This is a genomic window from Clostridium sp. Marseille-P2415 (assembly GCF_900155545.1).
Lineage (GTDB): Bacteria > Bacillota > Clostridia > Lachnospirales > Lachnospiraceae > Lacrimispora.
In genome coordinates this window covers 683,551-695,648 of sequence record NZ_LT732525.1, presented here as the reverse complement: position 1 = coordinate 695,648, position 12,098 = coordinate 683,551, and the positions used below count along the sequence as shown (strand labels likewise).

General features: G+C 49.7%; 14 protein-coding genes. 7 read left to right on the top strand and 7 right to left on the bottom strand.

The window, feature by feature from the left end; translation table 11 throughout:
- Positions 1 to 27: 27 nt before the first annotated feature.
- From BQ9856_RS03290 to BQ9856_RS03265, 7 genes are all read right to left on the bottom strand, one after another.
- Positions 28 to 273: a spore coat protein gene (locus tag BQ9856_RS03290; RefSeq protein WP_077609693.1), complete on the bottom strand. Its 246-nt coding sequence runs from the start codon at positions 271 to 273 to the stop codon at positions 28 to 30.
- 13 nt (positions 274 to 286) lie between these two features.
- Positions 287 to 460: a hypothetical protein gene (locus BQ9856_RS24710; RefSeq protein WP_200801244.1), complete on the bottom strand. Its 174-nt coding sequence runs from the start codon at positions 458 to 460 to the stop codon at positions 287 to 289.
- 103 nt (positions 461 to 563) lie between these two features.
- Positions 564 to 2,309, bottom strand: a complete 1,746-nt coding sequence (locus BQ9856_RS03285) for an NADH-dependent [FeFe] hydrogenase, group A6 (protein ID WP_077609692.1) — start codon at positions 2,307 to 2,309, stop codon at positions 564 to 566.
- Between the two features lie 17 nt (positions 2,310 to 2,326).
- Positions 2,327 to 4,114 carry an NADH-quinone oxidoreductase subunit NuoF gene (gene nuoF, locus BQ9856_RS03280; protein WP_077609691.1) on the bottom strand — a complete coding sequence of 596 codons (1,788 nt, stop codon included), beginning with the start codon at positions 4,112 to 4,114 and terminating at the stop codon, positions 2,327 to 2,329.
- A gap of 12 nt (positions 4,115 to 4,126) precedes the next feature.
- On the bottom strand, positions 4,127 to 4,504 hold the full coding sequence (locus tag BQ9856_RS03275) for a (2Fe-2S) ferredoxin domain-containing protein (protein ID WP_077609690.1): 378 nt from the start codon (positions 4,502 to 4,504) through the stop codon (positions 4,127 to 4,129).
- Positions 4,505 to 4,528: 24 nt separating this feature from the next.
- Positions 4,529 to 5,086: an ATP-binding protein gene (locus tag BQ9856_RS03270; RefSeq protein ID WP_077609689.1), complete on the bottom strand. Its 558-nt coding sequence runs from the start codon at positions 5,084 to 5,086 to the stop codon at positions 4,529 to 4,531.
- 12 nt (positions 5,087 to 5,098) lie between these two features.
- Entirely contained in the window at positions 5,099 to 5,593 is a 495-nt protein-coding gene (locus BQ9856_RS03265) for an NADH-quinone oxidoreductase subunit NuoE family protein (RefSeq protein ID WP_077609688.1), read from the bottom strand.
- A 209-nt stretch (positions 5,594 to 5,802) separates the two neighbouring features.
- Here BQ9856_RS03265 and BQ9856_RS03260 point away from each other — a divergent pair, with 209 nt between their 5' ends.
- From BQ9856_RS03260 to BQ9856_RS03230, 7 genes are all read left to right on the top strand, one after another.
- On the top strand, positions 5,803 to 6,150 hold the full coding sequence (locus BQ9856_RS03260) for a DRTGG domain-containing protein (RefSeq protein ID WP_077609687.1): 348 nt from the start codon (positions 5,803 to 5,805) through the stop codon (positions 6,148 to 6,150).
- Positions 6,150 to 6,572, top strand: coding sequence for an ATP-binding protein (locus BQ9856_RS03255; protein ID WP_077609686.1), 423 nt, complete (start codon positions 6,150 to 6,152; stop codon positions 6,570 to 6,572). The genes BQ9856_RS03260 and BQ9856_RS03255 overlap by 1 nt, the downstream gene beginning before the upstream one ends.
- A gap of 68 nt (positions 6,573 to 6,640) precedes the next feature.
- A complete protein-coding gene (locus tag BQ9856_RS03250) occupies positions 6,641 to 8,053 on the top strand; it encodes a [Fe-Fe] hydrogenase large subunit C-terminal domain-containing protein (protein WP_077609685.1) in 1,413 nt (470 codons plus the stop codon).
- On the top strand, positions 8,031 to 8,381 hold the full coding sequence (locus tag BQ9856_RS03245; protein WP_077609684.1) for a hypothetical protein: 351 nt from the start codon (positions 8,031 to 8,033) through the stop codon (positions 8,379 to 8,381). Before BQ9856_RS03250 ends, BQ9856_RS03245 begins: the two co-directional genes overlap by 23 nt.
- On the top strand, positions 8,362 to 9,072 hold the full coding sequence (locus BQ9856_RS03240) for a PHP domain-containing protein (RefSeq protein WP_077609683.1): 711 nt from the start codon (positions 8,362 to 8,364) through the stop codon (positions 9,070 to 9,072). Before BQ9856_RS03245 ends, BQ9856_RS03240 begins: the two co-directional genes overlap by 20 nt.
- A gap of 13 nt (positions 9,073 to 9,085) precedes the next feature.
- Entirely contained in the window at positions 9,086 to 9,982 is an 897-nt protein-coding gene (locus BQ9856_RS03235; protein ID WP_235839108.1) for a LysR family transcriptional regulator, read from the top strand.
- A gap of 103 nt (positions 9,983 to 10,085) precedes the next feature.
- Complete coding sequence (locus BQ9856_RS03230; RefSeq protein WP_077609682.1) at positions 10,086 to 12,077, top strand: oxidoreductase; 1,992 nt, start codon at positions 10,086 to 10,088, stop codon at positions 12,075 to 12,077.
- The last annotated feature ends 21 nt before the right edge of the window (positions 12,078 to 12,098 follow it).

Genomic DNA, 12,098 nt, shown 5'->3' with positions numbered 1-12,098 from the left:
TTTTTGAGAACCTCCCATAGCTTTTTGTTACATTCCGGAAAACTGGCTTCTTACCTTGTCGATTTTCTTCTGCTCTGCCTTCTCTGTGGTGTACCATCCCTTTGCGGACATTTTTTTAAAAATATCGTCCTCCATGCACAGGTTGTCATTTAATGCGTTATCAAAAGCCTGATGCACGTCCATGGTAGGGGATTCAATGGTTCCATGCAGATATAAGTCACACGCTCCTTTGGCAGTGTTGAGCAGATTTTCCATAATACTTTTGTCATCCATATATGATTCCTCCTTACACTAAGTTATAGAAGCTGTCAAAAATCTGCTGGTGCTTATCCAAAAGCTGCTGTGCGCAAGCCTTTAATTCAGGATCCTGCAGGTTCTGTACCGCTTCCTGACACTGAGTTTTTAAAAAATTTTCATGGCCAAGAGCATCTTCGATATAATTTAATTCCTTTGGGCTCATGTTTCATCACCTCCAGTCATAGTATGGAGATTTTCTGGTAATTCATGCATAGGGCAGGAAAAAAACTCCCTCTGCTTAAAAAACAGAAGGAGTTTCAGAAAGGTTAGATTTGGTTGATTTTTCTCTTTACATAGGTTGTATGCAGCAGATGATGAGCCTTTTCACTGCCAGGCTCTCCAAGATAGGTCTCATACAATTCCTTAATAGCCGGATTCTCATGAGACTTGCGGATGGTCTTTGCAGCATCCACATCGTAAAGAACCTTGGCACGCAGGGCGCGGATATCGGTCGTATTGCGCACGAAACCTGGCTGCTGAGGCTGACCGCCGCCGTTTACACAGCCGCCGGGACATCCCATGATCTCAATGAAGTGATAATTGGCTTCTCCGGATTTTACGCGGTTAAGGAGTTCTCTTGCATTTCCAAGACCCGAAGCAACCGCTACGTTCACATCCATATCACCCACATGGTAGGTGGCTTCTTTAATTCCTTCTGTCCCCCGTACATCGGTAAAGTCAGGCTTTTTAAGCTCTTCTCCGGTCAGGCTTTCCACAGCGGTTCTTAAGGCTGCTTCCATGACACCTCCGGTGGTGCCGAAGATGACAGCGGCACCGGTGCCAAGTCCCAACGGAGCATCAAAATCTTCATCCGGAAGTTCTGTAAACTTGATACCGGCCTGCTTGATCATCCTGGCTAACTCTCTGGTGGTCAGGGAATAGTCTACATCCGGAACACCGTTGGCATCCTGGTCGTCTCTTCCGATCTCGAATTTTTTAGCGGTACATGGCATCACGCTGACGGATACGATATCCTCCGGTTTTAAGCCCATCTTATCCGCATAATAGGATTTGGCGATGGCGCCGAACATCTGCTGGGGGGATTTGCAGGAGGATAAGTTCTCTGTCATATCCGGGAAGTAGTGTTCGCAGTATTTGATCCATCCTGGAGAACAGGAGGTGATCATCGGAAGAACGCCGCCGTTTTGTACACGGCCAATGAATTCGTGTGCCTCTTCCATAATGGTTAAATCGGCACTGAAATTGGTATCAAATACTTTGTCAAAACCAAGTCTTCTGAGGGCGGCCACCATCCTGCCTTCCACATTGGTTCCGATCGGATAGCCGAATTCTTCGCCAAGGCCTGCGCGGACAGCAGGAGCGGTCTGAACGATCACGTGCTTGGCCGGATCTGCGATTAAGGCAGCTACCTCATCGATGCTGCTCTTCTCATAGAGCGCACCGGTCGGGCAGACTGCGATACACTGTCCGCAGGATACACAGCTTGTTTCACCAAGGCCCATGTCAAAGGCGGAGCCGATAAAGGTGGCGAAACCGCGCTCGTTCGGTCCGATAACGCCAATGCCCTGAACCCTTTCACAGACAGCGGAGCAGCGGCGGCACAGGATGCACTTGCTGTTATCACGTACCATATGGGCTGCGCTTTCGTCAAGGGTGGAAGGTGTCTTATCGCCGTCATAATAATCATCCGCATCAACCCCCAGCTCCTTGCATAGGGTCTGCAATTCACAGTTTCCGCTGCGTACGCAGGACAAGCAGGAACGGTCATGATTGGACAGGATCAGCTGAAGCGTTTTCTTTCTGTATTCACGAAGCTTCGGTGTATTGGTCCATACCTCCATACCCGGATTAATGGGGTATACACAGGAAGCGGCCAGTCTGCCTCCGTTAATTTCAACGGTACAGATGCGGCAGGCGGCAATTTCATTGATGTCTTTTAAAAAGCATAAAGTTGGTATCTCGACATGGGCAAGCCTGGCAGCTTCCAGAATGGTGGAGCCTGCCGGAGCGCTTACGTCCATGCCATTGATTTTAATTGTGATATTCTCCATGATACAATCTCCCTCCATTATTTCTTGTAGACAGCGCCAAATTTACATTTCTCCATGCATACGCCGCATTTGATACACTTTTCCGGATCAATGACGTGCGGGTTCTTAACAGAACCGGAGATTGCGTTAGCCGGACAGTTTCTGGCACAGAGCGTACATCCCTTACACTTCTCCGCATCAATATGATAGGAAAGCAGTGCCTTGCATACACCTGCCGGACATGTCTTATCAATAATGTGGGCATTGTATTCGTCACGGAAGAACTTAAGGGTTGACAGAACCGGGTTTGGGGCTGTCTGGCCAAGGCCGCAGGCAGAGTTTGCCTTTACGTAGTAGCACAGCTCTTCCAGACGGTCTAAATCTTCCAGCTTCGCCTGCCCTTTTGTGATCTTATCAAGAATTTCCAGCATGCGTTTTGTACCGATCCGGCATGGCGTACATTTCCCGCAGGATTCCTCTACGGTGAATTCCAGGAAGAATTTCGCGATATCCACCATACAGTCGGTTTCATCCATAACGATCAGACCGCCGGATCCCATCATGGAGCCGATGGCGATCAGGTTATCATAATCGATCGGAATGTCATAGTGTTCAGTCGGGATGCATCCGCCGGATGGGCCGCCGGTCTGAGCCGCTTTGAATTTTTTGCCGTTTGGAATGCCGCCGCCGATTTCTTCAATAATCTCACGCAGGGTCGTTCCCATCGGAACTTCCACAAGTCCTGTGTTGTGGATCTTTCCGCCTAAAGCGAACACTTTGGTTCCCTTGGATTTCTCAGTACCCATGGAAGCAAACCATTCCGGGCCGTTTAAGATGATCTGAGGGATATTTGCATAAGTTTCAACGTTATTTAATATGGTTGGCTTGCCGAACAGACCTTTCTGTGCCGGGAACGGAGGACGTGGCCTTGGTTCACCGCGGTTGCCTTCGATGGAAACCATGAGGGCAGTTTCTTCGCCGCATACGAATGCGCCTGCACCCAAACGCAGATCAATGTTAAAGGAGAAGCCGCTCCCGAAAATATCGCCGCCTAAGAGCTCCATCTCTCTTGCCTGGTCGATAGCGATTTTTAAACGCTGTACGGCAATGGGGTACTCTGCACGTACGTAAATGTAACCCTGGGAAGCGCCGATGGCGTAACCTGCGATGGTCATGGCCTCCAGAAGTGCATGAGGATCGCCTTCCAGAACGGAACGGTCCATGAATGCTCCCGGGTCACCTTCATCCGCATTACAGCAGACATACTTCTGGTCCGCATCATTCTGCTTTGCCAGCTTCCATTTAAGGCCGGTTGGGAAGCCTGCGCCGCCCCGTCCTCTTAATCCGCTGTCTAAAAGAACCTGGATCACCTCGTCAGGAGTCATCTCGGTAAGGACTTTGCCAAGTGCCTGATATCCGCCGGTCCCAATGTACTCTTCAATCACCTCCGGATTGATGACACCGCAGTTGCGGAGAGCGATCCGGTGCTGTTTCTTATAGAAATCCGTATCACTTAAGGACTTGATCCCAGCCGGAGTCACTGTCTCATCATATAACAGTCTTTCCACCGGACGTCCTTTTAATAAGTGCTCGGATACGATTTCAGGAATATCTTCTTCCTTTACCATGGCATAGAAGGCCGCATCCGGATAAACGATCATGATCGGGCCTAATGCACAAAGACCATGGCAGCCGGTCTGTACCACTGATACTTCATCAGCCAGACCCTGTTTTTTTAACTCATCTCTTAATTTAACCATAATCTGCTGGCTTCCGGAGGAAGTGCATCCCGTGCCGCCGCAAACTAATACATGTGAACGATACATCTTGTTTCCTCCTTATTTGATGTCAGCTGAAGCTAATGTGTAGTTTTGAACAATGTGACCGCCCAGTAAATGCTCTTTGTAAACTTCTTCTGCCTTTTCCGGGGTCATCTTGATATAAGTTACTTTTTCTCTTCCGGGTTCCAGGATCTCAACGATTGGCTCATACTGGCATAAGCCGATACAGCCGGTCTGGGTAACGGAAAAACGGTCCGTCATATGGTTTTCCTGAACCAGGGTTGACAATTTATTAAGAACAGGTCTTGCACCGCTGGCAATTCCGCATGTAGCCATGCCGACCAGGACGCGGGTACGCGCATGATCTTCTCCCCGCATGCTGACCTGACTCTGCATCTTTTCCCGAATTACTTTTAATTCTTCAAGAGTCTTCATGTTATTCCTCCAATTCTAACGGGCCTAAATGGCCGCGCCTCCATCTGTTTCCAATTTGTTCTCACTTAAGAATTCCTTTATGTAAGCCGATACCTCCGGCGTGTCAAAGGGGATGTCCCCTAAAATTTCGCGGAAATCTCTGGTATCAAGCTCAAAGGACGCTTTATCATAACGGTATATATAGAGAAAATCTGTAACCGGATGGCAGGTGATCAGCGTCTCGATGGTGCTGTTCATATCACCGAGAGGCATGCGGTCAATGTGTGACAGTCCGAAAACAGCGGTTACTGCCGTTCCTATGCCTGGTTCTGACTCAATGGAAAAACTCCCCCCTGTGCTTTCCGCCGCATATTTGAAAAACGGAATGCCAAGGCCTGCCTTTCTGGTCTTGCGCGTGGTAAAAAACGGGTCAGTTACCTGGGATACTTCTTCTTCCGTCATACCGCAGCCATTATCTTTCACGGTGACGGTCAGCTTATCTGCGGATGTATCAACAGAAACGGTAATGGTAACCAGGGATGCCCCTGCCCGCGTGGAGTTTTCTGCTATATCCAGTATATTTAAAGAAATCTCTGTCATCATAAGCGTGGTTTGTTATTCATACTTGGCAAGAATGCCTGGAACATCATCAGCCGTCAGCCTTCCGTAAACTTCCCCGTTCACCATCATGACGGGAGCAAGGCCGCAGGCACCTACACAGCGGCAGGAATCAAGAGAGTACTTGCCATCCGGAGTGCATTCTCCGTTGGTGATCCCAAGGATTTCCTCAAGTTTATGGAAGATGTCTCCGGAACCCTTCACATAGCAGGCGGTTCCCAGACAAACAGATATCTGATATTTACCCTTTGGCTGAAGTGCAAACTGGGCATAAAAGGTTGCAACACCATAAATTTTCTCAAGCGGTATACCTGTTTCATCAGAAATCATGGTTTGGACTTCGATTGGAAGATAACCATAAATCTCCTGTGCCTTCTGCATGATAGGCATCAGAGATCCTTTTGTGTCTTTGAGCAGGGAGACCGCTTCTTTTAACGCGGCTTCCTGCTCTTTTGTCCCGTTAAACCGGACACCTTGTTTTTTACAAGCCATCTTATAACCTCCTTAAATGTTGCTTATGCAATGTACTGATATTTTAACATGTTATTGAGAAAAAATCTATAGTTTTAATCAAAATTCGACAAAAAAATAACAAACATTTCGTATAATATTTCTATACCAGATGCTGTATTTATGATATAATTATCAATAATGTTATGAATTGTGTGAATAGAGTGAATAGAGGAAAGGAGAGTGGTATTTTGACAGCTAGAGATGTGAGGGATATACTGGGCGCCCGGGTGCTGGCAGGGGAAAGCCACCTGGATGATGAGGTCAGAAGCGCCTGCGGTTCTGACATGATGAGCGATGTGCTGGCATTTTCCAAAGACCATTCGGTTCTTCTTACCGGTTTGTGCAACCCCCAGGTCATTCGCACGGCGGAAATGTTAGACATTGTCTGCATTGTTTTTGTCAGGGGAAAGAAGCCGGATGAAGCCATGCTTCTGATGGCAGAGGAACGGAATCTGATCATCCTTTCCACAGGGCACCGCATGTTCTCAGCCTGCGGCATGCTCTATGAGGCAGGGCTTCGTGGAGGTGCGGTCTGATGGCGGATATGATAACGTATCATTACAGGATCTCTCCGGATGATTTTACCAGGGCCGGAGAGGCCAGCAGCGATGTTAAGAGCAAGTTAAAAAAGATGGGGGTCAGCCCGGAAGCGGTCCGCAAGGCGGCCATTGCCATGTACGAGGGGGAGTTAAACATGGTGATCCATGCGGAAGGCGGGGAGATCACGGTCAATATTACACCGGACCGGATCGAGATGCTTCTGGCTGATGTGGGGCCCGGAATACCGGATATCGGTTTAGCCATGCAGGAAGGATATTCCACCGCCCCGGATGCAGTGCGTTCCCTGGGATTTGGAGCCGGTATGGGGCTTCCGAACATGAAGAAGTATTCGGATGAGATGGAGATCGATACGGTAATAGGAAAGGGAACGGCCATACGCATGGTAGTGTACTTATAAAGCGCCTTCCATATCAGGAAGCGCTGCAAAATATATAGCGGCAAATTAGCGGCAAATGGGGTGAGAAGGTGGATAAATTTTATCATTCCGTGAGGCTTGATGAAGAGCTGTGCATGGGATGCATCAATTGCATCAAGCGCTGCCCGACTCAGGCCATCCGGGTAAGAAACGGGAAGGCACAGATCAACAGCAAGTTCTGCATTGACTGTGGGGAGTGCATCAGGGTATGTCCCCATCACGCAAAGCATGCGACCTATGACAAGCTGGAGGATTTAAAGCAGTATGAATACACGGTAGCTTTACCGGCGCCGTCCCTGTACAGCCAGTTTAACAATCTGGATGATGTGAATATCGTTTTAAATGCCCTTCTGATGATGGGGTTTGATGATGTATTTGAAGTGAGTGCGGCAGCAGAGCTGGTAAGTGAAGCGACCAGGGAGTATTTAAGTGAAAACCCGGACAAGCTTCCGGCGATCAGTACGGCATGTCCTTCTGTGGTGCGGCTCATACGGGTCAGGTTTCCAAACCTGATTCCGAATTTACTGCCCCTTAATCCTCCGGTGGAGGTAGCTGCCATCCTTGCAGCCAGAAGGGCTATGGAAAAGACGGGATTTGAAAGGGAAAAAATCGGGATCATATTTATTTCTCCCTGTCCTTCCAAGGTGACTTATGCCCGGTCTCCGCTGGGGACGGAACACAGTGAAGTGGATAAGGTACTTGCCATTAAGGATTTATATCCGCAGCTTCTTCCCTGTATGAAGGCGGTGGGGGAGGACCCGCCTGAGATCGGGACCTCCGGGAAGATCGGGATCAGCTGGGGGCGCAGCGGCGGGGAGGCCAGCGGCCTGTTTACCGAGGATTATCTGGCTGCGGATGGCATAGAAAATGTGATCCGGGTCCTGGAGGATATGGAGGACCAGAAATTCACAAATTTGAAGTTTGTGGAATTGAACGCCTGCAACGGCGGCTGTGTGGGAGGCGTGCTCACGGTAGAGAACCCCTATGTAGCGGAAGTAAAGCTAAAACGTCTGCGCAAGTACATGCCCGTAGCGAGAAGTCATATGCAGGTGGAGGCGGAAGAGCTGGTGAAATGGACTGATGAAGTCCGGTATGAGCCGGTGTTCCATTTGGGTGAGACCATGATGGAAAGCTTTGCGCGCCTAAATCAGGTGGAACGGCTATTAAAAAAGCTTCCGGGATTAGACTGCGGCTCCTGCGGGGCGCCCACCTGCAAGGCTCTGGCGGAGGATATCGTCCGGGGGGAAGCGGCAGAATCGGACTGCGTTTATTTCTTAAGGGACAATGTGCATAAGCTGTCGGAGGAGGTTTCCAGGCTGGCCGCCGATATCGTGGAGGGCGACAGCGAAAGTTATGAAAAATTTAAAGTACTGACCAAATATATCCAGAGAATTTCCGATGAAATGACTCAGCTTGACAGGAAGGATGGGAGGAACCGAAATGACGGTAGGGAAACTGATTGACAGTGGATTTTTTGAAGTGGTAAATGTGGGTGAGGGGCTTACGCGGCAGATCACGAAGCCATTTTGCTGTGATCTGCTAAGCATTGCCATGGGAAAGGCACCGGAAGGCTGTGCATGGGTAACGGTGATGGGAAACATGAACACCCTTGCAGTGGCATCCCTTACAGATGCAGCCTGTGTGATCATGGCGGAAGGGAGTGCCCTCGATGAGGCGGCGGTGAAAAAGGCAAAGGATCAGAACATTACGGTTCTGAAAACCGGAATGCCGGTTTTCGAGGCAGCTCTTCTGGTATATCAAAGTCTGGACCATGATGAATCTCACTTATGATCTTCACATTCATTCCTGCTTGTCACCGTGCGGGGATGACGATATGACACCGGCCAATATTGTGGGGATGGCAGCCTTAAAAGGGCTTGATGTGATTGCGGTCACGGATCACAATTCCTGCAGAAACTGTCCGGCTGTGCTGCATTTTGCAGAGAAGTACGGGGCGCTTGCCGTGCCGGGAATGGAAATCTGTACCTCGGAAGAGGTACATGCGGTTTGTCTTTTTCCAGCGCTTAAAAAGGCCATGGAGTTTGATGAATATGTTTATCAGCGGCTGATGCTGTTTCCCAATAAGGAAGAGATATTCGGGAAACAGCAGATATATAATGAGGAAGATACCGTATGCGGGACCGAGCCGTACCTTCTGATCAACCGGGCCCATATCTCCTTTGACGGGCTGTGGGAGCTGGTCCGGTCTTATGGGGGAGTCATGTTTCCGGCCCATATCGACAAGCCGGCCAACAGCCTGATCTCGAACCTGGGCTTTGTGCCGGACGGCAGCCGGTTCACCACGGCGGAAGTAAAGGATTTGACCAGGCTTCCTGAGCTTAAGAGAAGGAATCCCTATCTGGAGGGCTGCCGGATCATAAGCAATTCCGATGCCCATTGCCTGGAGGACATTCAGGAACCGGGGCTTTTCATGGAAGTGGAGGAAAAGAGCATGGAGGCAGTCATCCGGGCACTTTTATAGGTGGTGTCCGGATATGCTTAAGATTGGAGATATTTTTATGAATACAAAGGATTTAAAAAGCTTTAAGGCCGTATACGAAGAGCGCAGCATCAATCAGGCCGCTAAAAAATTATTTATCACGCCCCAGGGGCTCAGTAAGAATATCAGGGCTCTGGAAACGGAACTGGATACGGTACTGTTCGAGAGGACCAGGCAGGGCGTAAAGCCGACGGAAAGTGCCTGTCTCCTCTATGACAGGGCGGAAGTATTGATCCGCCAGTTTAAGGCGGTGGAAAATGGAATCCGCCAATTGAAAAACCGGGGGATCGTCCTTCGGATCGGATGTGCGTGCGGGGTTTTTAACGTGCTTCCTTTTCGTCTGGTGCAGAGGTTTACGGAGGAAAACAGCCGCATCCGGGTGGAATGGAACGAATATCCCAACCAGGAGGTAAAGGAACGGGTGGCGGACTCCAAGCTGGAATATGGGGTTATTGTGGGAGAATGGAAGGAGCCTGGAATCAGTCAGAGAAAGCTGGCGAGCCGGGAGATATATCTTCTGGTTTATGAAGGCCACCCGTTTTACGGACTGGATCAGATTTCTTTTGATAAGGTAAGGGATGAAAACCTGATTCTGATGAATGAGCATTTTCACATGTTTCAGGATTTTATCGAAGCGTGCCTGATAAGAGGCTTTAAACCCCGGATCGTGGCGAAGACCGCGGACCCCAATTTCCTTTATAAGCTGTGCCTGCAGAAATTCGGGCTGGCAGTGGTACCGGGCTTTGTGCTGGAGGATTTCCGTCTGGATCATGTAAAGGCTCTTCCGTTCCGGGAAAAGTTAAAATGGGATGTCTACGGGGCTTTCCGGGAGGATAACAGAAATTATGAGGCGGTCAGGCTGTTTGATGAATTTTTAAAGCAAAATACATAGTAAAAATAAGTTGTCAGATGTCAATGATTGGTTGATAGCGTTTCCGGCTAAAATAGAAGTATAATGCTGTTAGAGTTGTTAAGAAAATAACAAGGAGGACGCTATGAAATACGAGAATCTGTTCACACCAGTAAAAATCGGTTCTGTGACCATTAAGAACCGGTTTGCATTAGCCCCTATGGGACCTTTAGGTCTTGCGGATGCCGAAGGCGGTTTTAACCAGAGGGGGATTGATTATTACACGGAGCGGGCCAAGGGCGGGACAGGCCTGATCATTACAGGGGTCACCTTTTCCGACTGTAAAGTGGAAGTCACCAGCATGCCAAACTGTCCCAATTCCACCTACAATCCCGTGCATTTCGTCCGCACCAGCAAAGAGATGACGGAGCGGGTACATGCCTATGGAAGCAAGATATTCTTAATGATGTCCGCAGGATTCGGACGGGTGACCATCCCGACCAATCTGGGCGAATTCCCGCCTGTGGCACCTTCCGCCATCCCTCACCGCTGGCTGGATAAGATGTGCCGGCCTCTTACCGTGGAGGAGATCAAAAGCATTGTAAAATCCTTTGGGGATGGAGCCCACAACGCCAAACGCGGAGGCTTTGACGGAGTTGAGATCCATGCGGTCCACGAAGGATATTTACTCGACCAGTTTGCCATTTCCATGTTCAATTTGAGAAACGATGAATACGGCGGTTCTCTGGAGAACCGTCTCCGCTTTGCAAAAGAGGTGGTAGAAGAGATCAAGGCCCGCTGCGGAGAGGATTTCCCGGTAGCGCTCCGGTTCAGCTTAAAGAGCATGATCAAGGACTGGCGGGAAGGTGCCCTTCCGGGAGAGGAATTTGAGGAAAAAGGCCGTGACATCGGGGAAGGCCTGGAAGCTGCCAGGCTTCTGGTCCAATATGGTTACGATGCGCTGGATACGGATGTGGGGACCTACGATGCCTGGTGGTGGAATCATCCCCCGATGTATCAGAAGAAAGGGCTTTACCGGCCATACTGCAAGCTGGTGAAGGAAGCGGTGGATGTCCCGGTTCTCTGTGCGGGCCGTATGGATAATCCTGAAATGGCGTCGGAAGCCATTGAACAGGGGGAATGCGATATCATCAGCCTTGGCCGGCCGTTACTTGCCGATCCGGATTATGTAAACAAGCTGCGGTCTCAAAGAGGCAGGGAGATCCGTCCGTGCATTTCCTGCCAGGAAGGCTGCATGGGAAGAATCCAGGAGTATTCCATGATTAACTGTGCGGTCAATCCTCAGGCCGCCAGAGAGCGGGTCACGTCCTATGAACCCATTCTGTCTCCCAAAAAGGTCATGATCGTAGGCGGAGGTGTGGCAGGCTGCGAGGCGGCCAGGGTTCTGGCACTCCGGGGCCACAAGCCGGAACTGTTCGAAAAGGGGGACCGTCTGGGCGGGAACCTGATTCCGGGAGGTGCGCCGGATTTTAAGGAAGATGATATTGCTCTGGCAAACTGGTATCAGACACAGATGGAAATCTTAAATGTCCCGCTTCATATGAATACGGAGGTGACAAGGGAAGACGTGCTGGCAGGCGGCTATGATACGGTCATCATTGCCACCGGTTCCAAGCCAAAGGTATTTTCCCTCGGAGACGACGAACATGTTTATACCGCGGTTGATGTGCTGTTAAAGGAAAAGGACTGCGGCGAAACAACGGCAGTGATCGGCGGAGGCCTGGTTGGCTGTGAACTTGCCCTGTGGCTGGCAGAACAGGGGAAAAAGGTGACCCTGATCGAGGCTCTTCCTAAGCTTCTGGCAGTGAACGGCCCATTATGCCACGCCAACAAGGACATGCTGGAAAAACTGGTTCCTTATGAAGGCGTGGATGTGATGACCGGAGCCAAGGTTACGAAACATCAGGATGGAAAGCTGTCTGTCACTGTTTCCGGCGAGGAAAAGGAAGTCGCCTGCGACAGCGTGATCTTAGCGGTCGGCTATCAGGAAGAGGACAGCTTATATAAACAGCTGGAATTTGATATTCCGGAAATCTATCTCCTGGGAGATGCGAAAAAAGTATCCAACATTATGTATGGGATCTGGGATGCCTTTGAGGTGGCAAACCACATTTAACCGAATCAAGTAAGTAGCGAA